Source organism: Tenacibaculum pelagium, assembly GCF_014062345.1.
Classification (GTDB): domain Bacteria; phylum Bacteroidota; class Bacteroidia; order Flavobacteriales; family Flavobacteriaceae; genus Polaribacter; species Polaribacter pelagius.
Map to the genome: position 1 here is coordinate 115,931 of NZ_JACGLS010000001.1, position 21,125 is coordinate 137,055.

Annotated in this window: 21 protein-coding genes; 17 read left to right on the forward strand and 4 right to left on the reverse strand. The window is 31.5% G+C overall.

Annotated elements, in window-relative coordinates; translation table 11 throughout:
- Window positions 1-16: 16 nt before the first annotated feature.
- Window positions 17-1,087, reverse strand: a complete 1,071-nt coding sequence (locus tag H3Z83_RS00490; protein ID WP_182123518.1) for a DUF3810 domain-containing protein — start codon at window positions 1,085-1,087, stop codon at window positions 17-19.
- A 128-nt stretch (window positions 1,088-1,215) separates the two neighbouring features.
- On the opposite strand from H3Z83_RS00490, the gene dnaB reads away from it, so the two are divergent.
- The 5 genes from dnaB (at window position 1,216) to bshA (ending at window position 7,003) form a co-directional block, all read left to right on the forward strand.
- Entirely contained in the window at window positions 1,216-2,730 is a 1,515-nt protein-coding gene (gene dnaB / locus H3Z83_RS00495) for a replicative DNA helicase (RefSeq protein WP_182123519.1), read from the forward strand.
- Between the two features lie 80 nt (window positions 2,731-2,810).
- Complete coding sequence (locus tag H3Z83_RS00500; RefSeq protein ID WP_182123520.1) at window positions 2,811-3,572, forward strand: hypothetical protein; 762 nt, start codon at window positions 2,811-2,813, stop codon at window positions 3,570-3,572.
- Window positions 3,573-4,832, forward strand: a complete 1,260-nt coding sequence (locus tag H3Z83_RS00505; protein WP_182123521.1) for an asparagine synthetase B — start codon at window positions 3,573-3,575, stop codon at window positions 4,830-4,832. It abuts the gene before it with no gap.
- Window positions 4,833-4,894: 62 nt separating this feature from the next.
- Window positions 4,895-5,740 (forward strand): transketolase, encoded by an 846-nt coding sequence (locus tag H3Z83_RS00510; protein WP_182123522.1) that lies wholly within the window; start codon window positions 4,895-4,897, stop codon window positions 5,738-5,740.
- A gap of 132 nt (window positions 5,741-5,872) precedes the next feature.
- A complete protein-coding gene (gene bshA, locus H3Z83_RS00515) occupies window positions 5,873-7,003 on the forward strand; it encodes an N-acetyl-alpha-D-glucosaminyl L-malate synthase BshA (protein WP_182123523.1) in 1,131 nt (376 codons plus the stop codon).
- Between the two features lie 88 nt (window positions 7,004-7,091).
- On the opposite strand, the gene aroB is transcribed toward bshA, so the two are convergent.
- A complete protein-coding gene (gene aroB, locus H3Z83_RS00520; protein WP_182123524.1) occupies window positions 7,092-8,150 on the reverse strand; it encodes a 3-dehydroquinate synthase in 1,059 nt (352 codons plus the stop codon).
- Between the two features lie 102 nt (window positions 8,151-8,252).
- Between aroB and H3Z83_RS00525 the strand changes: the two genes are divergently transcribed.
- From H3Z83_RS00525 to hisIE, 12 genes are all read left to right on the forward strand, one after another.
- Complete coding sequence (locus H3Z83_RS00525; RefSeq protein ID WP_182123525.1) at window positions 8,253-9,416, forward strand: proline dehydrogenase family protein; 1,164 nt, start codon at window positions 8,253-8,255, stop codon at window positions 9,414-9,416.
- Window positions 9,416-9,718 carry an LETM1 domain-containing protein gene (locus H3Z83_RS00530; RefSeq protein ID WP_182123526.1) on the forward strand — a complete coding sequence of 101 codons (303 nt, stop codon included), beginning with the start codon at window positions 9,416-9,418 and terminating at the stop codon, window positions 9,716-9,718. Before H3Z83_RS00525 ends, H3Z83_RS00530 begins: the two co-directional genes overlap by 1 nt.
- 62 nt (window positions 9,719-9,780) lie before the next feature.
- Window positions 9,781-11,553, forward strand: coding sequence for a translational GTPase TypA (gene typA / locus H3Z83_RS00535; protein ID WP_182123527.1), 1,773 nt, complete (start codon window positions 9,781-9,783; stop codon window positions 11,551-11,553).
- 95 nt (window positions 11,554-11,648) lie between these two features.
- Window positions 11,649-12,230, forward strand: coding sequence for a hypothetical protein (locus H3Z83_RS00540; protein ID WP_182123528.1), 582 nt, complete (start codon window positions 11,649-11,651; stop codon window positions 12,228-12,230).
- Between the two features lie 235 nt (window positions 12,231-12,465).
- The gene (hisG, locus tag H3Z83_RS00545; protein ID WP_182123529.1) at window positions 12,466-13,323 is read left to right on the forward strand and encodes an ATP phosphoribosyltransferase; all 858 of its coding nucleotides are present in this window, start codon (window positions 12,466-12,468) and stop codon (window positions 13,321-13,323) included.
- Between the two features lie 5 nt (window positions 13,324-13,328).
- The gene (hisD, locus tag H3Z83_RS00550; protein WP_182123530.1) at window positions 13,329-14,618 is read left to right on the forward strand and encodes a histidinol dehydrogenase; all 1,290 of its coding nucleotides are present in this window, start codon (window positions 13,329-13,331) and stop codon (window positions 14,616-14,618) included.
- Window positions 14,611-15,636 carry a histidinol-phosphate transaminase gene (gene hisC / locus H3Z83_RS00555; RefSeq protein ID WP_182123531.1) on the forward strand — a complete coding sequence of 342 codons (1,026 nt, stop codon included), beginning with the start codon at window positions 14,611-14,613 and terminating at the stop codon, window positions 15,634-15,636. The genes hisD and hisC overlap by 8 nt, the downstream gene beginning before the upstream one ends.
- A gap of 3 nt (window positions 15,637-15,639) precedes the next feature.
- Complete coding sequence (gene hisB / locus H3Z83_RS00560) at window positions 15,640-16,773, forward strand: bifunctional histidinol-phosphatase/imidazoleglycerol-phosphate dehydratase HisB (RefSeq protein ID WP_182123532.1); 1,134 nt, start codon at window positions 15,640-15,642, stop codon at window positions 16,771-16,773.
- A gap of 1 nt (window position 16,774) precedes the next feature.
- A complete protein-coding gene (hisH, locus tag H3Z83_RS00565) occupies window positions 16,775-17,362 on the forward strand; it encodes an imidazole glycerol phosphate synthase subunit HisH (RefSeq protein WP_182123533.1) in 588 nt (195 codons plus the stop codon).
- Window positions 17,359-18,072: a 1-(5-phosphoribosyl)-5-[(5-phosphoribosylamino)methylideneamino]imidazole-4-carboxamide isomerase gene (gene hisA, locus H3Z83_RS00570; protein ID WP_182123534.1), complete on the forward strand. Its 714-nt coding sequence runs from the start codon at window positions 17,359-17,361 to the stop codon at window positions 18,070-18,072. Before hisH ends, hisA begins: the two co-directional genes overlap by 4 nt.
- The gene (gene hisF / locus H3Z83_RS00575; protein WP_182123535.1) at window positions 18,066-18,818 is read left to right on the forward strand and encodes an imidazole glycerol phosphate synthase subunit HisF; all 753 of its coding nucleotides are present in this window, start codon (window positions 18,066-18,068) and stop codon (window positions 18,816-18,818) included. Before hisA ends, hisF begins: the two co-directional genes overlap by 7 nt.
- Window positions 18,815-19,402, forward strand: a complete 588-nt coding sequence (hisIE, locus tag H3Z83_RS00580; RefSeq protein ID WP_182123536.1) for a bifunctional phosphoribosyl-AMP cyclohydrolase/phosphoribosyl-ATP diphosphatase HisIE — start codon at window positions 18,815-18,817, stop codon at window positions 19,400-19,402. The genes hisF and hisIE overlap by 4 nt, the downstream gene beginning before the upstream one ends.
- Window positions 19,403-19,531: 129 nt before the next feature.
- Here hisIE and H3Z83_RS00585 read toward each other — a convergent pair whose 3' ends face one another.
- Together H3Z83_RS00585 and ttcA are read right to left on the reverse strand one after the other, a co-directional pair.
- Window positions 19,532-20,152: a hypothetical protein gene (locus H3Z83_RS00585; RefSeq protein ID WP_182123537.1), complete on the reverse strand. Its 621-nt coding sequence runs from the start codon at window positions 20,150-20,152 to the stop codon at window positions 19,532-19,534.
- A 120-nt stretch (window positions 20,153-20,272) separates the two neighbouring features.
- Window positions 20,273-21,067 (reverse strand): tRNA 2-thiocytidine(32) synthetase TtcA, encoded by a 795-nt coding sequence (ttcA, locus tag H3Z83_RS00590; RefSeq protein ID WP_182123538.1) that lies wholly within the window; start codon window positions 21,065-21,067, stop codon window positions 20,273-20,275.
- Window positions 21,068-21,125 lie beyond the last annotated feature (58 nt).

Consider the following 21,125-nt stretch of genomic DNA (forward strand, 5'->3'; position numbering starts at 1 on the left):
TCAGTTTATTTAAGTTTTAATTATCCTGTTTATAATAAGCAATTAATAAATCTACCACATAACTGTAAGACTTAATTCCTTTGGTTTGATTATTTGCTTTTAAATAAGAGTTATAGCCTTTTTTTAAATAAGGCTCAATAGGGTTATCAAACTGTTTCCAGTGTAAATAGCTATCTCTATAATCTTTGTAAATACCTTTGTTTACTGACTTTTTAATTTCCTTAGCGATTTCTTTATCGTGCTTATAAACTTGACCAATGCAATAATTATAAGCCATTCGATACCCCGAATATTTAAAGTACAAATCATCATTTGCAATTGATGATAGAAAACCAACAAAATTAGCATCATTTTCTGCTGCCCAACCTATTTGATGTGCCATTTCATGGCAGGTAGTTGAGGGATATCCTGTTTTTGGAATCATATCGTTTATTTGAGCTTCACCAGTAATAGGATTGATATAACCTGCAGTTCCGTTATAAGATTGAAACAAGCTCACTAAGGAGCTTTTTATAGAGGGAATTTTATAAATTAATTGAGGGTAAGTCTTCGATAAATTATCATATCCATTAGGAGCTAGTTTGTAAATTTCTTTTTGAGAATATGGAGTTTCAATTTTTAAAGTATCATTTTTTGTAATTTGTAAATGAACTTTATTTAGTTCAGAAACAATTTGTTTTGTTGTTTTTACTAACTCTTCAGTAGAATATTTTGATTGTTGTAAGCCTAAATTTTCAGCTAATGGCTCTCTAAAATAATTTAAGCCCCAAAAAGCATAAAAACAAAAATAAACGATTGATAAAATTGCTATAAACTTTAAAGTATGATGTAAAAGGTTTTTAAATCTGTTTTTAATTAATTGATATAGTCCTCTTGCAAAAAAGAAAATTAATATAAAGCCTAAAACATCACCAAAAGAAAATGGAACCCATCCTAAAATGAAACGAAAGAATTTTGAGATGTATTTGTAAATTCCATTACTATAATATTGTTCAATTATTGATGACCTTTGGCTTAAAAATTGCACTAAAAAGATCTGAATTGGTAATGCTATTGCAAGGAAAAAATATTTTTTTTTGTGATGCATGACATCAAAAATAAGAAAGTTGATACGTTATCAACAAGTTAATAACAATTTTGTTTACAAAATTTGTGTATAAAGAAAGTTGAACATCGCTCCTACAAATATCATCTTAAAAATTTACATTTGCTGTTATGGAAAGAACTCAATCCGTTAGGGGAACAAAAATTGACAAGTCAAAAATAATTAGTTTAGAAAAAGGAAAACTCCCTCCGCAAGCTTTAGAATTAGAAGAAGCTGTGTTAGGGGCAATGATGATAGATAAGAAGGGGATAGATGAAGTAATTGATATTTTACACCCTGATGCTTTTTATGACAAACGCCATCAAGAAGTATATGCGGCGATTTATGCATTATTCCAAAACTCGGAGCCGATTGACTTACGTACGGTTTCAAATCAATTGAAAAAAGATGGAAAGTTAGATTTAGCTGGAGGAGACTTTTATTTGATCGGTTTAACCCAAAAAGTTGCGTCATCTGCACACATTGAGTTTCACTCTCGTATCATATTAGAAAAATATATTCAGCGTAAGCTAATTAGTATTTCTTCTGAAATCATTGAAAATGCTTACGATGAAACAGTTGATGTTTTTGATTTATTAGACGATGCAGAAGGAAAATTGTTTGAGGTAACACAAGGTAATCTTAAAAAAGGAGCGGAGAAAGCCGATTCGTTAGTACAACAATCGATTAATAAAATTCAAGAGATTTCTACCAAGGAAGGTATGAGTGGTTTAGCCACTGGTTTTACCAAATTAGATGCGTTAACTTCTGGTTGGCAACCTTCCGACTTAATTATTATCGCTGCGCGTCCAGGTATGGGTAAAACAGCATTTGTAATTTCGATGGCTAAAAATATGGCAATTGATTTTAACCATGCAGTTGCGGTATTCTCATTAGAGATGTCGTCGGTACAGTTAATTACGCGTATGATTTCTTCTGAGACTGGATTAACATCAGAGAAGTTACGTAAAGGTAATTTAGAACCACACGAATGGGAGCAGTTAAATGTGAAAGTTAAAAAGCTTTCTGATGCACCTATTTTTATTGATGACACGCCAGCCCTTTCAATTTTCGATTTACGTGCAAAAGCACGTCGTTTAGTATCGCAACATAACGTTCGTATTTTAATTATTGATTATTTACAGTTAATGACAGCTGGTGGATCTGGAGGAAATCGTGAACAAGAAATTTCAACAATTTCGCGTAACCTTAAAGCATTAGCAAAAGAATTAAGTGTACCTGTAATTGCATTATCACAATTATCGCGTGCGGTTGAAACCCGTGGAGGATCTAAGCGTCCGTTACTATCCGATCTTCGTGAATCTGGAGCGATTGAGCAAGATGCCGATATTGTATCGTTTATATTTAGACCAGAGTATTATGGAATGACAGAATGGGATGATGATGATCATTCTCCATGTGAAGGACAAGGAGAGTTTATTGTTGCAAAGCATCGTAATGGTGGATTAGATAATATTCGTTTAAAATTTACAGGGCATTTAGCAAAATTCTCAGATTTAGAAGAAGGTTTTAGTAGTGAATTCCAATCGAGTATGAACTCTAGTTTTAACGATGAAATTTCATCGAATAATTTCCCTTCGGCAGAAGATGCTTTTGGTCCAAGTGATGATGGAGTTCCGTTTTAAACTTAAATAAATTATAAAATATATAAGAATACACAATTGCTAATTAGTAATTGTGTATTTTAGTTTTTAAAAGAATTTTTATGAAGAACTTTTTATTTTGTTTGTCAATACTATTGTCAAATAGTATTTATTCTTGTGATTGTGGGGTTGAGACAGTAGTGAATAAATTTGCACATTCAACTTTTGTAGCTAAAGGGAAAATAATAAAAAATTATAATAATTTAAAAGGAGAAAATATATACAAAGCGGATATTGAAATAAAAGACCTTTATAAAGGGAGCAAAGTAAAGTCTGTTTTTGTTTATGGTAGAAGTGATAATAAAATAGGGACATCCTGTGATATTTTTATACCAGAAGGAACAGAATTAATTCTTTACGCTCACAAAGATAAATTTAATAGGCTGATAATAGGTATGTGTTCGGGACTACTTTATCTAAATAGAAAAACTTATTATAGTAAAGAGAAAAAGACAAGAGAGTTAAAGATGTTAAAATCTTTATCTAAGTTGAAAGAAAAAGATATAAACAAAGTTAAGTTATATTCTTCTGAATTAAGTGATTCATTAGCTACTTTAAAAGGCGTTGATTCAAAAAAGAAATATGGAGTTTATAAATTAAAATTTTCTAAAAAATTAAAACTAAAAGATATAAAAACTGTAGATGGTTTCACAGAAAAAAGTATTGATAAAAGAGTGAAAAGAATCTTAACTAATACTACTTGGGAGCTTTTAAAAGATAGAGATTCAGTAAAATTAGAAAGTAATTACAACTATTTTATAGATATTTATCATTATCCAAAAGATAAAAAAAACAAAAGTTTTTACACTAAATTTAATTTATAGATGAAAAAACTTCTTTACACATTAGTATTGCTACTATTCTCAAACTCAATTTGGGCATCATTTATTTATGTACCAATGAGTCATGATAGTCAGAAAAATCATTTAAAAGCGTATGGCATTGTTTATTATGCGTTGCAAAATGGTTTAAAGGCAAAATGGTTATTAAATTACGATGGAGGCGCTTTTTTAATTGAGAATAACGAATCAGTAGAAAAAGAGTGTAAAATTAGAGGAGTTTCATACCAGTTAATTTCTGATGCGAAGTCGGCTTTAATCTTAGAAGAAATATCTTCCCCATCTAAAAATCAAGAAGCAGTAACTTTAGAAAAAGCACCGAAAATAGCGGTGTACTCACCAAAAAGTAAAATGCCGTGGGATGATGCGGTTACAATGGTGCTAACCTATGCAGAGATTCCGTTTGATGTAATTTATGACGAAGAAGTTTTAAATGATAAACTGTTATTATATGAGTGGTTACACTTACATCACGAAGATTTTACAGGGCAATACGGTCGTTTTTATGGAGCTTTTAGAACAGCGCCATGGTATATACAGCAAAAGAAAGATGCAGAAGCATTAGCTACAAAATTAGGATACGCAAAAGTTTCAGATGAAAAAGGAGCAGTGGCTAAGAAAATCCGAGACTATGTTATTGGAGGTGGATTTATGTTTGCCATGTGTTCTGCAACCGATAGTTTCGATATTGCTTTAGCAGCCGATGGAGTAGATATTTGTGAAGGAATGTTTGATGGTGATGCATCCGAACCTAATTATCAATCGAAGATAGATTTTAATAAAACCTTTGCTTTCAAAGACTTCGAACTGATTCGTAATCCAACTACTTATGAATTTTCTTCTATTGATATGACTCGTAAGCGAAGAATAAAAAAAGAAGTAGATTATTTTACATTGAATGAATACTCTGCAAAATGGGATCAAGTTCCTACGATGTTAACGCAAAATCATACGCAATTAGTAAAAGCGTTTATGGGACAAACAACTTCTTTTGATCGTAATACTATAAAATCAACGATCATGGTTTTAGGAGAAAATAAAACCAACGGAGAAGGACGCTATATTCATGGAACCAAGGGAAAAGGAATGTTTACGTTTTATGGTGGGCATGATCCTGAAGATTATCAGCATAGAGTAGGAGATCCTAAGACCGAATTAGACTTGCATCCAACTTCGCCAGGTTATCGCTTAATCTTAAATAATGTGTTATTTCCAGCTGCTAAAAAGAAAAAGCAGAAAACCTAAAAAAAGTAATTGGCAATTGTATTTTAAACTGTTACTTTTGTCCGTATAAAACAAAAACAATAATGTCAACAACACAACAGCTTCAAGATTTTACACAACAGGTTCGTAGAGATATCGTTCGTATGGTACATGCAGTTAGCTCAGGACATCCAGGAGGTTCTTTAGGGTGCGCAGAGTTTTTTACTTGCTTATATCAAGAAATCATGGATTATTCTACTGATTTTAAAATGGATGGTGAAAACGAAGATTTATTCTTTTTATCCAACGGACATATATCACCAGTTTACTATAGTGTATTAGCTCGTAGTGGATTTTTTCCTGTTGCTGAGTTGGCTACTTTTAGAAAATTAGATACACGTTTACAAGGACACCCAACAACGCATGAGCATCTACCAGGTATTCGTATTGCTTCAGGTTCTTTAGGTCAAGGAATGAGTGTTGCTATTGGTGCAGCTCAAGCTAAGAAGCTAAACGGAGACGATAAAACTGTGTATACTTTACATGGTGATGGTGAGTTACAAGAAGGTCAAATTTGGGAAGCTGCAATGTACGCTGCTGGTAAAAAAGTTGACAATTTAATCGCAACTGTTGATGTAAATGAAAAACAAATTGATGGCACTACAGATCAAGTATTAGCAATGGGAAGTTTAAAAGCAAAGTTTGAGGCTTTTGGATGGGATGTTTTAGAAATAAAAGAAGGAAATAATGTAGAAGCTATTTTAAGTGGAATGGCAGACGCAAAAACTCGTACAGGTAAAGGAAAACCAGTTTGTGTGTTATTATACACAGAAATGGGGAATGGTATTGATTTTATGATGCATACACATGCGTGGCATGGTAAAGCACCTAACGATGAGCAATTAGCTGAGTCTTTAGCGCAAAACCCAGAAACATTAGGAGATTATTAATAGTTTCTTTTTATCATAAAAATTAAATCCCGCTTTTTACAGTGGGATTTTTTTATGTTTTTCTTCACAAATAAGCGTAAGTAATAGCTTAAATTTACGTCATTAATTACAGATAAATAACCAAGCATAAATATGAGAATAGGAATTGTATGTTATCCTACATTTGGAGGAAGTGGAGTAGTAGCTACAGAATTAGGAATGGCATTAGCAAATAAAGGTCATGAAGTTCATTTTATAACCTATAATCAACCTGTTCGACTTGATTTTTTCTCTCACCGCTTACATTTTCACGAAGTAGTTTTAGAAGAATATCCACTATTTCAATATCAACCTTATGAATTGGCTTTATCAAGTAAAATGGTTGAAGTCGTAGAGAAATATAATTTAGAAGTTTTACATGTGCATTATGCGATTCCACATGCTTACGCTGCTTATATGGCTAAAAAGATGCTGGAAGATAAAGGCATTAACGTAAAAGTAGTTACTACTCTACATGGTACCGATATTACTTTAGTTGGTAGTCACCCAACCTATAAAACAGCAGTAGAGTTTAGTATTAACAAATCAGATGAAGTAACTACGGTTTCTAATAGTTTAAAAGAAGATACTCTTCGTTTATTTAATATTGAAAAAGATATTAAAGTCGTTTATAATTTTATCGATGGTGAAAAATATGCAAAAGCACACCAAACAGAATGTAAGCGTATCGCTTTAGCAAAACCAGAAGAAAAGATACTAACACACGTTAGTAATTTTCGCCCAGTAAAACGTACTAATGATGTAATTAGAATTTTTAATAAAGTTCAAAAAGAAATTCCTTCTAAATTATTAATGGTAGGCGATGGACCTGAAAGATTAAATGCTGAAAACCTAGTAAAAGAGTTTGGTTTAGAAGACAGAGTTTTGTTTTTAGGAAATAGTAACGAAGTAGAGAAAATATTATGTTATTCTGATGTGTTTTTATTACCGTCAGAAACGGAAAGTTTTGGACTAGCTGCTTTAGAAGCTATGGCAGCCAGTACTGCTGTTATTTCTACAAATAGAGGAGGTTTACCAGAAGTTAATATTCATGGAAAAACTGGATATTTAAGTGAGTTTGGTGATGTTGACGATATGGCTAAAAATGCAATTGCTATTTTAAAAGATGAGGCAGTTTTAGAGAGATTTAAAAAGAATGCAAAAGAACATATTAAATTATTTTCTTTACAAAACATATTACCAGTTTACGAAGAAATATATAAAAGTTGTTCTGTAACAGTTTAATCACAGGGCTATAGCCTAGGATTTAATTCTTTTGTTCTTGAGCCGAAGTAATTTATTAAAAAAAGGCGGCCAAACTTGGTCGCCTTTTTTAATTTGTATAAAACTGTAAACTTTCTTTAATTAATTGGCTAGACACTTTACAATCTATTTTAAAATTTTCGTAATTATTTAAGAGTACAAAATTGATTTCTCCTCCTACATTTTTCTTATCGTGTTTCATTAATTCCATAATAGAAGAAAAATCTTCATCTAAAATTTCAACTTTGCCATAAATAGCAATTATGGATTCTTTAATTTCTTTTAATTTATCCTTTGGAAAACCTAAGAGCTCTGATGATATATATGCTTCGCAAATCATACCAATAGCAATGGCTTCACCATGCGTAAGGTTTTCTTTATGTTCACTATCTAAAAAGTAAGATTCAACTCCGTGACCAATAGTATGCCCCCAATTTAAAACTTTACGAACATTTTGTTCTTTCGGGTCTTTTAAAACAACGTCGTTTTTAATTTCTATCGAGCGATGAATTAAATCGATAATATTTAATTCAGCATTATCTTTTATATCATTAAATAACCGAATGTCGTGAGTCATACCATATTTAATAATCTCAGCGGTACCAGATCTAATTTCTCTAGCGTCAAGTGTGTGTAAATATTCAGGATCTAATACGATCATTTCTGGATTTGCAAACAAGCCAATTTGATTTTTTAAAACCCCTAAATCTATTCCAGTTTTTCCACCAACTGATGCATCAACCATACTTAATAAGGTAGTAGGAATGTTTACAAAATCAATTCCGCGCTTAAAAGTTGAAGCTACAAATCCACCTAAATCAGTAATCACCCCACCACCTAAAGTTATTAGTAAACTTTTACGATCTGCACCTAATTCTGTCATCACATTCCAAACACCAACACAAGTTTCTATATTTTTATGAATTTCACCAGCATCAATCTGAATCACTTCAATATTTTTATCTGTCGCCAATAATTGCATAAATCTAGGATAACAATGTGTTAACGTATTGTCATCTACCAGAATAAAAATAGAAGAGTAGTTTTTAGCAGCGATTAAACCTGCTAATTCAGCATAAGCTTTCTCATTAAAATGAATTGGATATGTTACTGCTTGAATTGACGTCATTTCTTTAATAAGTTTAAAGCGAAATTAAAGAGAAAAAGTTAATTTATTTCATAGTTCTCTTTTATATTTGCGATACAACAACTAATATTTATTCAAGGTAAAATGAAACTTTTTGATAATACTGAGATAGCTTTTAAATTAAAGTCAGATTCTGAATTAGAGCGTGCTTATTTTTTATTTAAAATGATACAAAACCAACCAATGGTTCGTATCGGTACTGCTGTAACAAATTTTGCTTTAAAAGCACATTTACCAGTTGAGGGTTTAATTCGTTCTACTGTTTTCGATCATTTTTGTGGTGGAGTAACAGAAGACGATTGTTTACCTAATATTGAAAAAATGTATGAAAAAGGTAATGTTCATAGCGTTTTAGATTATTCGGTAGAAGGAAAAGAAGACGAAGCTCAGTTCGACGATGCTTTAGCAATGACTTTAAAAACAATTGATTTTGCTGAAGAGAAAAAATCTATTCCTTATGCTGTTTTTAAACCAACAGGTTTTGGACGTTTTGCTTTGTATCAAAAATTAACAGAAGGAGAAGAACATACTGAAGAAGAAAAGATAGAATGGAACAGGGTAGTAGAGCGTTTTCATACAGTATGTAAAGCAGCGGTAAAAAAGGATGTTCCTTTATTAATTGATGCTGAAGAAAGCTGGATGCAAGATGCAGCTGATGATTTGATTGAAGAGTTAATGGAAGAATACAACAAAGAAAAAGCGATTGTATTCAACACCTTACAAATGTATCGTCATGATCGTATGGAGTATTTACGAGGTTTATACCAAAAAGCGCATCAAAAAGGATATCATATAGGAATGAAAGTTGTTCGCGGAGCTTATATGGAAAAGGAGCGAGAAAGAGCTGAAGAAAAAGGATATGCTTCTCCAATTTGTAAAGATAAACAAGCTACTGATGATAATTATAACGAAGCAATTCGTTTTATGATGGAACATAAAAACATGGCTATTTTTGCAGGAACTCATAACGAAGAGAGTTCTTATTTATTAATGGATTTAGCAAAGGAATACAAAATTGAATCAAACGATAATCGTATGTGGTTTGGTCAGTTATACGGTATGAGCGATCATATTAGTTTTAATTTAGCCAAAGGAGGTTATAACGTAGCTAAATATGTTCCTTTTGGTCCAGTTAGAGATGTAATGCCTTATTTAATTCGTAGAGCAGAAGAAAATACTTCTGTTGCAGGACAAACATCAAGAGAGTTAAATTTATTGAAAACAGAAAGAAAACGTCGTAAAGTATAATGAATACGGTTGACGAAATAAAAGAAGCCATTCAAAAAAATAAGAAAAGGCTAGCTAAAGAACTTACCGAAAGTAAGGAGCTAGTCTTTTTAATAAAAAAGTCAATGACTACTTCGCTTTCATCCGAAGAAAAAGATAAAATTAAAGAGCAGTTATTAGATATTTGTAAAGCCGTACCAGCATTTACAGTTTTTATGTTGCCAGGAGGCGCATTATTACTCCCATTATTAATAAAATTAATTCCTGATATTTTACCTAGCGCCTTTAGAGAAAATGATGAAGAATTAGAAGAAAAAAAATAATTTCATTTCATTATCGTATTCATTTTTAAAACACTAATTTTGCAGCTTCAAAATAAGCAAGAATGCAATCAATTAGAAACATCGCTATTATAGCCCACGTTGACCACGGTAAAACAACTTTGGTAGATAAAATTATAGATCAAGCTAAAATTTTAGACGATCGTAAAGAACGTACAGATTTATTGTTAGATAATAACGATTTAGAGCGTGAAAGAGGAATTACGATTCTTTCTAAAAACGTATCTGTAAACTATAAGAACACTAAAATTAATGTAATTGATACACCTGGTCACGCCGATTTCGGAGGAGAAGTAGAACGTGTATTAAAAATGGCTGATGGTGTTTTATTATTAGTTGATGCATTTGAAGGACCTATGCCACAAACTCGTTTTGTATTAGGTAAAGCTTTAGAATTAGGATTAACGCCAATAGTAGTTGTAAATAAAGTAGATAAAGAAAACTGTACTCCTGATTTAGTTCACGAAAAAGTTTTCGATTTAATGTTTGCTTTAGAAGCAACTGAAGAGCAATTAGACTTTACTACCATTTATGGTTCTGCAAAAAACAATTGGATGAGTACTGATTGGCAAAACGAAACTGATAACATCGTACCTTTATTAGACGCTGTATTAGAATCTATTCCAGAAACTAAATACAATGCTGGTACACCACAAATGCAAATTACTTCTTTAGACTTTTCATCTTTTACAGGAAGAATTGCAATCGGACGTATTTTCCGTGGAGACTTAGAAGCTGGTAAAGATTACATGTTATGTAAAGCTGATGGTTCTAAGAAAAAAGTAAGAATTAAAGAATTGCACGTATTCGAAGGAATGGGTAAAGTTCAAGTAGATAAAGTACCTTGTGGAGATATCTGTGCTATTACAGGTATTGAAGGATTTGAAATTGGTGATACAATTGCAGATTTAGAAAACCCAGAAGAATTACCAAGAACAGAGATTGATAAGCCAACAATGAGTATGTTGTTTACCATTAACAATTCTCCTTTCTTTGGTAAAGAAGGTAAGTTTGTAACATCTCGTCACTTACGTGATCGTTTATTTAAAGAGATGGAGAAGAACTTAGCGTTACGTGTTGACGAAACAGATTCAGAAGATAAATTCAACGTTTTCGGACGTGGAGTATTACACTTATCTGTATTAATCGAAACAATGCGTCGTGAAGGATACGAATTACAAGTAGGTCGTCCACAAGTAATCATTAAAGAGATTGACGGAAAGAAACACGAACCAATGGAAACATTATCTATCGATGTTCCTGAAGATGTTGCTTCTAGAGCGATTAACTTAGTTTCTCTTAGAAAAGGAGATTTATTAGTTATGGAGCCAAAAGGAGATTTACAACATTTAGAGTTTACAATTCCATCAAGAGGTTTAATTGGTTTACGTAATAAAATATTAACTGCAACAGCAGGTCAAGCAATTATTAACCATAGATTTAGCGAATACGGACCTTATAAAGGTGATTTCTCTGAAGATTTAAAGGGAGCTATCGTTTCTTCTATTACAGGTAAAGCAACTGCTTATGCTATCGATAGATTACAAGATAGAGGACGTTTCTTTATTGATCCTAACCAAGAGATCTATGCAGGTCAGGTTGTAGGAGAAAACAGTAAAGTTGACGATATGGCTGTAAACTTAATTAAAGGAAAGAAGTTAACAAACGTTCGTTCTTCAGGAAATGACGATTCTGTTAAGATTGCTCCGAAAATTGATTTCTCTTTAGAAGAATGTATGGAATACATTAGAAATGATGAGTATTTAGAGGTTACTCCAGAGAGTTTACGTATGCGTAAAATTAACTTTGTGAAGTAATTTATTATACAAAATATACTATATTTAAAAACCACCTATTTAGGTGGTTTTTTATTTTCTAATTATACAGATTCTTATATTTGAAAAAAAATGATATGAAAAAATTACTTATAATACTTTTTTTAATATTTACTTCAGTTAGTAATTCACAAAGCATTAAAGAGAAAGAGTATCATCCTTATGGAAGTATAAAAGAAAGGCTAGAGTATTATGAGATAAGACAGAAGAATTTTAAAGACTCTGATTATAAAGAAGCATTTGATGCTTCATTAAAAAAGAATAAAGAAAATCTTATAAAGAGGTTGAAAGGTAAATGGATTTTGAGAGATATAAAGACTGACCCTTATATATACAGAAAGGAAGTTACATATTATACTAATCCACATGAATCATTACTTGAAATCACTAACGATAGTATTTTTAAATATTTATTAAATCTAAAAACCCAAAAAAAATTATACCAAAGAAAAGAGAAAATTAATTTTATAGATATTTCATTAAATTATTGGAGTGATTGTACCAATTTAGTTTTTTCTAATAATCAGATATGGAGATTTTCATTAACTGAAGATTTTAAATTTTTAAGAACTTCTTGTGGAGAAATGAGTATTAATGGTAAGGCAGTACTTGTTTCTCATATAGGAGAAAACACAACCTTTTATGAAAAAGTAAAATAAGTTTGCATAAATCAATTTATTTTCTAAATATTTGTAGCAACAAAAAATAAGACATGATTTTTAATCAATTACATCATCATTTTCATACTTGTACTCAAGCGAGCTGAAAATGTATTGATTAAAAACAACATATATTTTAAAACCCGTTTGAGTAAATCAAACGGGTTTTTTGTTTCTACAGGCGCCAAGAAATAAAACTTCACCAAACGATTTACTCAAACACATTCAATTAAAAATGAGTAAATTAAAAATAGCCATACAAAAATCGGGAAGATTAAATCAGGATTCTCTTCAAATACTAAAAGAATGCGGAGTTTCTATAGACAATGGTAAGGATCAGTTAAAAGCTTCCGCAAGTAATTTTCCTATCGAAGTATTCTATCTAAGAAATGGAGATATTCCGCAATATTTAAACGACGGTGTGGTTGATGTTGCTATCATAGGTGAGAACCTATTAATAGAAAAAGGAGAAGGAATTCAATTTGTTGAAAAGCTAGGATTTTCAAAATGTAAGGTTTCTCTTGCAATTCCTAAAAATGAAAATTATAGAGGAGTAAACTTCTTTCAAAACAAAAAAATAGCTACGTCTTACCCTGAAACCGTTAAAAAATTTCTTCAACAGAATAAAATTGAAGCTCAGTTACATATTATAAATGGTTCTGTTGAAATAGCACCAAATATTGGATTAGCAGATGGTATCTGTGATATTGTATCGAGTGGTTCTACATTGTTTAAGAATAATTTGAAAGAGGTAGAGGTGTTATTAAAATCAGAAGCAGTTTTGGCAGTATCACCGAAAATTGAACAAGTGCAAAAAGAAATATTAGATAAGCTTCAGTTTCGAATTCAATCTGTTTTAAAGGGAAGGAAATCAAAATATGTATTGTTAAATGCACCCAATGACAAGCTTGAAAAGATCATCAGTATTTTACCAGGAATGAGAAGCCCAACTGTATTGCCTTTAGCTGAAGAAGGTTGGAGTTCTGTTCATTCCGTATTAAACAGAAATGAGTTTTGGGAAATAATAGATGAATTAAAAAATAATGGAGCTGAAGGAATTTTAGTTTGTCCAATAGAAAAAATGGTTGTGTAAATAGTATGAAAACAATTAAAAATCCACCAATAAAAGAATGGACTTCTATTTGTAAAAGAGCCACTTTTGATCAAGGTAATCTAGAGAAAAAAGTAATTACAATTTTAGAAGATGTTAAGCAAAATAAAAACGAAGCATTGATTCGATATACTGAATTATTTGATAGAGTTGAGCTTTCTTCTGTAGAAGTAACCAATGAAGAAATAGCATTGGCAAAAACTTTAGTTTCGGAAGAATTGCAAGAAGCAATTCAACTAGCAAAAAGTAATATTGGAATGTTTCATGCTTCTCAAAAAGAACAAGAAACAAAAGTAGAAACAACTAGGGGAATTACTTGTTGGAGGAAAAGTGTGGCTATTGATAAAGTAGGATTATATATTCCTGGAGGAACAGCACCTTTGTTTTCAACCATTTTAATGCTAGGTATTCCGGCAAAAATAGCGGGATGTAAAGAAATAGTTTTGTGTACTCCGCCGAATGTAAAAGGAGAAATTGATCCAGCTATTTTGTATACCGCATCTTTAGTTGGAGTAACTAAAATATTTAAAGTTGGAGGGGCTCAAGCAATAGCTGCAATGGCATATGGAACAGAAACAGTTCCAAAAGTGTATAAGATTTTAGGTCCAGGAAATCAGTATGTAACTAAAGCAAAAGAATTGGTGCAACAAGATGGTGTTGCCATTGATATGCCAGCCGGACCAAGTGAGGTATTGGTGATTGCCGATGAAACTTCCAATCCAGGATTTATAGCGGCAGATTTACTCTCTCAAGCAGAACATGGAGAAGACAGTCAGGTTGTGTTAGTAGGAACAGATGAGTCCGTTATTGAACAAGTTAATAATGAGTTAAAGCTTCAGCTTAATCTTTTAGACAGAAAAGAAATAGCAGAAAAAGCTCTTGGAAATAGTTTTTCAGTTGTATTAAACTCTAAAGAACAATGTATTGAGTTTAGTAATGTATACGCTCCAGAACATTTAATCATAGCATCTTTAGAGCCTTTCAATTATATCGAAGGAATCACGAATGCAGGATCTGTTTTCTTAGGGAATTATAGTTGTGAAAGTGCAGGAGATTATGCCAGTGGAACTAATCACACATTACCAACTAACGGATGTGCTAAAAATTATAGCGGAGTTTCTTTAGACAGTTTTGTAAAGAAAATTACATTTCAGGAAGTAACTCAGCAAGGAATATTAAATATAGGAAATGCCATAGAGTTAATGGCAGAAGCTGAAGGCTTACAAGCACACAAAAATGCAGTTACCATAAGATTAAAAGAGATTAACAATGTTTAATTTAGAGAAAATAGTTCGTTCAAATATTCAACAGTTAAAAGCTTATTCGTCTGCGAGAGATGAATTTAAAGGCGTTGCTGATGTATATTTAGATGCCAATGAAAATCCGTTTGGAACTTTAAATCGTTATCCAGACCCACAACAAATTCGTATTAAAGAAAAACTTTCAGAAATTAAAAAAGCCAATTTAGATCAGATTTTTGTTGGTAATGGAAGTGATGAAGTAATTGACTTAGCTTTTCGAATTTTTTGTGAACCGGGGAAAGACAAAGCTTTAACTTTTTCTCCTACATATGGTATGTATGACGTATCTGCTGGAATAAATAACATTGAGTTAATCAAACAGCGACTTTTAGCCGATTTTCAAATTAATTTAAATCAGTTACAACCATATTTAGAAATGGATGATGTAAAACTGATTTTTATATGCTCACCAAACAACCCGACGGGCAACATTATTAACAAAGACGATATCATATATATCCTCAAAAATTTTAATGGAGTTGTTATCATTGATGAGGCTTATATTGATTTTAGCACAAAAGAATCTTTTATCAGTGAAATTAAGAATTATCCAAATTTAATCGTGAGCCAAACTTTTAGCAAAGCATGGGGATTGGCTGGAGCAAGAGTGGGTACAGCATATGCAAATTCAAATATTATAGACCTATATAACAAAGTAAAGCCACCGTATAATGTGAGTTCTTTGAATCAGAAAGCCGTTTTAGTGAGCTTAAATAATCAATCAAAATTCGGAATTGAAAAGAACATCATCTTAATAGAAAGAGCAAAGGTAATTGATCAATTATATAAAATCCCAATGGTGAAAAAGATATATCCTACAGAAGCCAATTTTGTATTGATTGAAGTTGAAGATGCTGATAAATTATACAAAGACTTAGTGGAAAAGAAAATAATTACAAGAAATAGGAATACAGTTATAAACAATTGTTTACGTATCACAATTGGTAGTCCAGAAGAAAATCAAAAACTAATCAACACACTAGAAGAACTATAAAAAATGAAAAAAGTATTATTTATAGATAGAGACGGAACTTTAATTAAAGAACCAGCAGACGAACAAACAGATTCTTTTGAAAAGCTTGAATTTTATCCGAAAGTATTCCAAGGATTGAGTAAAATAGCCAAAGAATTAGAATTTGAATTGGTATTGGTAACCAATCAAGATGGACTGGGAACAGAAGTATATCCAGAAAATACATTTTGGCCAGTGCACAATTTTGTAATGAAAACGTTGAAAGAAGAAGGAATAGAATTTTCCGAAGAAATCATAGATAGAACCTTTGCAAAAGATAATCAACCTACTAGAAAACCGAATACAGGTTTATTGAATAAGTATTTTTCTGAAGAATATGATTTAGCCAATTCATTTGTAATTGGAGATCGATTAACGGATGTTGAACTTGCCAAGAACCTAGGTTCAAAAGGAATTTATATTAATGATGAAACTTATTTTGGTGCTGATGAAATAACTGTTAAAAGAAGCGAGCTAGATGAGTTCATAGCATTAGAAAGTAATGACTGGAATACAATATACGAGTTTCTTAAACTAAAGGACAGGTTTGCTACTATAGAAAGGAATACGAATGAAACCAAGATAAAAATAGCCGTTAATTTAGACGGAACAGGAAAGAGTGATATCAATACAGGAATTGCTTTTTTTGATCATATGTTAGATCAAATCGCAAGACACGGGCAAATGGATTTAACGATTAAGGTAAATGGAGATTTAGATGTTGATGAGCACCACACAATAGAAGATACAGCAATAGCTTTAGGAGAGGTTTTTGCAAAAGCTTTAGGTAATAAGTTAGGTATAGAGCGTTATGGGTTTTGTTTACCTATGGACGATTGTTTGTCTCAGGTTGCTATAGATTTTGGTGGACGAAACTGGTTGGTTTGGGATGCTGAATTTAAACGTGAAATGATTGGTAAAATGCCAACGGAAATGTTCTATCACTTTTTTAAATCATTTACCGATGGAGCAAAATGTAATTTGAATATAAAAGCAGAAGGCACCAATGAACACCACAAGATAGAAGCAATATTTAAAGCATTTGCAAAGGCTATTAAAGTGGCTGTTAAAAGAGATACCTCTAAGATGATTTTACCATCAACCAAAGGAACATTATAAAATGATAGTCATTATAAAATATAACGCTGGAAACATTCGATCTGTACAAAACGCAGTTGCTCGTTTGGGATATGAAAGTATCATAACCGACAACCCAAAAGAGATTAGAGAAGCTACTAAAGTAATTTTTCCAGGAGTTGGAGAAGCCAGTTCAGCTATGAGTTATCTAAGGGAAAGAAAGCTAGATGAAGTTATTTTGTCTTTAAAACAACCTACGTTAGGTATTTGTTTAGGATTACAATTAATGTGTAAATCTTCAGAAGAAGGAAATACTATTTGTTTAGGAATTTTTGATACGGAAACAAAACAGTTTCTACCCGAAGATAAGGTACCGCATATGGGGTGGAATAGTTTTTCAAAAAAAGAAGACACTACCTTGCTAAAAGGAATAAACTCAACTGATGATGTATATTATGTACATGGCTATTATGCAGAAACCTGCAACGAAACTATTGCTACTTGTAATTATATCAAAGAGTTTAGTTCAGTAATGCAAAAAAATAATTTTTACGCGATGCAGTTTCATCCAGAAAAGTCGGCAAGTGTGGGAGAACAATTATTAAGGAATTTTTTAGAATTAGAAAAATGAGAATTATACCAGCTATAGATATTATTGAAGGAAAATGTGTTCGTCTTACAAAAGGAGATTATAATACAAAGAAAATATATAATGAAAACCCAGTAGAGGTTGCCAAAGAGTTTGAAGCCAACGGAATTCAATACTTACATTTAGTAGACCTAGATGGAGCCAAATCGAGTAAAATAATCAACTATAAAGTGTTAGAGGAAATAGCTTCTAAAACTAGTTTAAAAATAGATTTTGGAGGAGGTTTGAAGTCTGATGAAGATTTGAATATAGCTTTTGAATCAGGAGCAAGTCAAATAACAGGAGGAAGTATTGCTGTAAAAAAACCAGATACTTTTATCAATTGGTTATCAAAATATGGAAGTAGTAAAATTATACTGGGGGCAGATTGTAAAAATAGAAAAATAGCAACCCATGGATGGATGCAAACATCGGAAATAGATGTAGTAGATTTTATTAAGGATTATGAAGAGATAGGGGTGCAAAATGTTATTTGTACTGATGTTGCTAAAGATGGAATGTTACAGGGGACTTCTAATAATTTATACAAAGAAATTCTTAAGAATTCCAAGGTGAATTTAATAGCAAGTGGAGGAGTTTCTAATATAGAAGACTTATACAAAGTTAAAGAGATTGGGTGCGAAGGAGTCATTATAGGAAAGGCGATTTACGAAGGTAGAATAACGCTAAAAGAATTACAGGAATTATGCTAAAGAAAAGAATCATACCTTGTTTAGATATAAAAAACGGAAGAACCGTTAAAGGAGTAAACTTTGTTGATATCAAAGATGCTGGTGATCCCATTGAATTAGCAAAGAAATATGTAAAAGATGGAGCAGATGAATTGATTTTTTTAGATATTACTGCTACACTAGAAGATAGAAAAACCTTAATAAGTTTAGTTGAAAAAATAGCTGAAGAAATAAATATTCCGTTTACTGTTGGTGGTGGAATTAGTTCTGTGGAAGATGCATTAGCTCTGATTAAGGCTGGCGCTGATAAAGTTAGTATTAACTCTTCGGCGGTAAAAAATCCACAACTAATAGTTGATTTAAAAGAACGTTTCGGAAGTCAATTTGTGGTGGTGGCAATAGATACAAAAAGTGTAGATGGAAGGGGTAAGGTATTTACCAAAGGAGGTACTTATGAAACCAGATGGGAAACCCTACAATGGGCAAAAGAGGTTGAGGAATTAGGTGCTGGTGAAATACTATTAACCTCGATGAATAGTGACGGAACTAAGGGTGGGTTTGATATTGACATAACAAAGAAAGTTAGTGAACTAGTAAATATACCAGTGATAGCCTCTGGTGGTGCAGGGAAAGTAAAACACTTTGAAGAGGTTTTTACAAAAACTCAAGCCAGTGCAGGATTAGCAGCGAGTATTTTTCACTTTGGAGAGATTCCAATACCAAGATTGAAAGAAGCATTAAAAACAAACAACATACTAGTAAGATGAATATAAATTTCAATAAAAATAAAGACGGATTAGTCCCAATAATTATACAAAACAATAATACTCTACAAGTGTTAATGCTAGGGTACATGAATGAAGAAGCTTTTATAAAGACTAAAAAAGAAGGAAAAGTTACTTTTTATAGTAGAAGTAAAAATAGATTATGGACAAAAGGGGAAACCTCAGGGAACTATTTGTTTGTAAAAGATATTTTATTGGATTGTGATAATGACACTCTTTTAATAAAAGCTGATCCGGTCGGACCAACATGTCACAAAGGTTTTACATCATGTTTTGCAGAAGAAACATCTAAAGGTTTTTTATATAGTTTAGAAAGTACAATACACAATAGAATAGACAATAATATAGAAGATTCGTATACCAATAAATTATTCAAAAGAGGAATTAACAAGGTTGCTCAAAAGGTAGGTGAAGAGGCTATAGAATTAGTTATAGAGGCTAAAGATGATAATGAAGAACTATTTAAAAATGAAGCTGCTGATTTATTATACCACTACATTATTCTTTTAAAAGCAAAGGGTTATAAAATAGAGGATATTGAAAATGTATTAAAGCGAAGAAATTGAATTTTCTTCGCTAACGGTTTTGTATATGAAAAGTAGCGAATTTTTTGCACTAACTTTAGCAATTCCGAGAGGATTCGGACTTAGTCGAATTCGCCGTAATTGCGGTTATACATTGTTACCAAATAGTTTTTACATTCCAACATAATCAGTTTTATTAATTTCTAAATTCCCAATTCGGTCGTTTTTAATTTTTATAGAGTACCAAACTCTCCAAATGTTACTTGTGTCAGGAACTCCTAAATTTGAATTCAAATAAACTGTGTTCCCTTTAGTACTGTCTATTTCGGTTGTCAAAAGATTACATTTTTCGTAGAATTCTGGAATAAGTGATTTTTCAAAATTAGTTCTATCGATTTGTTTTTTGTAAACAATAGAGTCGGTCAAAAGTTTAAAATCAGTTACCATTTTGTGAGAATGGTCTAAATAAGCTTGTTCTCCGTTTTGAGCTAAATTCCGAACAATTGAACTATCGTTTAAACTATAAGTTTTTAATTCAAGAGTATGTTTTAAATCAGAAATTTTAAATTCTTTTTTACTGGAAATGGTATCAAGAATTATAGCCCAATAATTATTAATTGTATCATTTTTCTTTTTCGATTGGATAGTTTCTATTTCTTTTTTTAGTTCAGATTTCGTTTCTACTTTTATTTCCGTTTTTGACTTAAATTCAGATTGTGTTTTCTTCGATTTTTTTTGGTTACAACTTGATAGAATCAAAAGTGTTAATGTTAAAATTAAAAGTTGTTTCATTGTTCGGTTTTCAACTGTTTGGTACTTTTTTAGGAATATGAATTCGTTTTAATAATTTATATCCAACGTTAGCGAAGTTATGTTTTTAATATTAGAATATCAAGAGTAGAAAAACTGCTTTTAATAAAGAGTTTCTACAGTTATTCTATCATTCAAATTCTCAAAGTCATATAAGTTTTTATCTAATAAGTGAGAAGGAAATACATTTTGTAGGGCATTCATCATAATCGCATTTCTATTAGGAAAATCATTTTCCCAATCAGCAATCATTTGTTTTACTTTTTTACGCTGTAAATTTTCTTGAGAACCGCATAAATTACAAGGAATTATAGGAAAGTTCATGATATCAGAATACTGTTCAATATCACATTCCTTACAAAAAGCCAATGGTCTTAAAATAACTAAATCGCCTGCATCATTTTTAAATTTAGGCGGCATTGTTTCTAACTTTCCAGAAAAGAAAAGGTTTAAGAAAAAGGTTTCTAAAATATCGTTTCTATGATGTCCTAAAGCCAATTTATTACATTTTAAATCTTTGGCAGCTTCATATAAAGTTCCTCTTCTTAGTCTAGAACACAAGCTACAAGTAGTTTTTCCTTCAGGGGTTTTATCCATAACTACTTTATACGTATTCTTTTCTATAATTTTATATTCAACTTTTAAATTTTCTAAATAATTAGGCAAAACTTCTTCTGGAAATCCTGGTTGCTTTTGATCAAGATTTACCGCAATAAGGTCAAAAGAAATTGGCGCTACTTTTTGAAAATACATTAACATATTTAATAAAGTATAGCTGTCTTTACCACCCGATAAACAAACCATAATTCTATCTCCATCATCAATCATTGTGTATTGGTTGATTGCTTCTGCAACCGAACGTTGTAACTTCTTTGTTATTTGCTTTGTATTTTCCATAGTACAAAATTACTATTTTGATGTAAGAAGTGTAAAATGTATTTGAATAATAATTTAT

Coding starts and splice junctions, on each gene's coding strand:
- hisC (WP_182123531.1), top strand. CDS start 14,611: ATGTTTAATTTAGAGAAAATAGTTCGTTCAAATATTCAACAGTTAAAA.
- hisD (WP_182123530.1), top strand. CDS start 13,329: ATGAAAACAATTAAAAATCCACCAATAAAAGAATGGACTTCTATTTGT.
- H3Z83_RS00540 (WP_182123528.1), top strand. CDS start 11,649: ATGAAAAAATTACTTATAATACTTTTTTTAATATTTACTTCAGTTAGT.
- hisG (WP_182123529.1), top strand. CDS start 12,466: ATGAGTAAATTAAAAATAGCCATACAAAAATCGGGAAGATTAAATCAG.
- hisF (WP_182123535.1), top strand. CDS start 18,066: ATGCTAAAGAAAAGAATCATACCTTGTTTAGATATAAAAAACGGAAGA.
- typA (WP_182123527.1), top strand. CDS start 9,781: ATGCAATCAATTAGAAACATCGCTATTATAGCCCACGTTGACCACGGT.
- hisA (WP_182123534.1), top strand. CDS start 17,359: ATGAGAATTATACCAGCTATAGATATTATTGAAGGAAAATGTGTTCGT.
- ttcA (WP_182123538.1), bottom strand. CDS start 21,067: ATGGAAAATACAAAGCAAATAACAAAGAAGTTACAACGTTCGGTTGCA.
- hisB (WP_182123532.1), top strand. CDS start 15,640: ATGAAAAAAGTATTATTTATAGATAGAGACGGAACTTTAATTAAAGAA.
- dnaB (WP_182123519.1), top strand. CDS start 1,216: ATGGAAAGAACTCAATCCGTTAGGGGAACAAAAATTGACAAGTCAAAA.
- H3Z83_RS00500 (WP_182123520.1), top strand. CDS start 2,811: ATGAAGAACTTTTTATTTTGTTTGTCAATACTATTGTCAAATAGTATT.
- H3Z83_RS00510 (WP_182123522.1), top strand. CDS start 4,895: ATGTCAACAACACAACAGCTTCAAGATTTTACACAACAGGTTCGTAGA.
- H3Z83_RS00585 (WP_182123537.1), bottom strand. CDS start 20,152: ATGAAACAACTTTTAATTTTAACATTAACACTTTTGATTCTATCAAGT.
- H3Z83_RS00505 (WP_182123521.1), top strand. CDS start 3,573: ATGAAAAAACTTCTTTACACATTAGTATTGCTACTATTCTCAAACTCA.
- hisH (WP_182123533.1), top strand. CDS start 16,775: ATGATAGTCATTATAAAATATAACGCTGGAAACATTCGATCTGTACAA.
- H3Z83_RS00530 (WP_182123526.1), top strand. CDS start 9,416: ATGAATACGGTTGACGAAATAAAAGAAGCCATTCAAAAAAATAAGAAA.
- bshA (WP_182123523.1), top strand. CDS start 5,873: ATGAGAATAGGAATTGTATGTTATCCTACATTTGGAGGAAGTGGAGTA.
- aroB (WP_182123524.1), bottom strand. CDS start 8,150: ATGACGTCAATTCAAGCAGTAACATATCCAATTCATTTTAATGAGAAA.
- H3Z83_RS00490 (WP_182123518.1), bottom strand. CDS start 1,087: ATGCATCACAAAAAAAAATATTTTTTCCTTGCAATAGCATTACCAATT.
- H3Z83_RS00525 (WP_182123525.1), top strand. CDS start 8,253: ATGAAACTTTTTGATAATACTGAGATAGCTTTTAAATTAAAGTCAGAT.
- hisIE (WP_182123536.1), top strand. CDS start 18,815: ATGAATATAAATTTCAATAAAAATAAAGACGGATTAGTCCCAATAATT.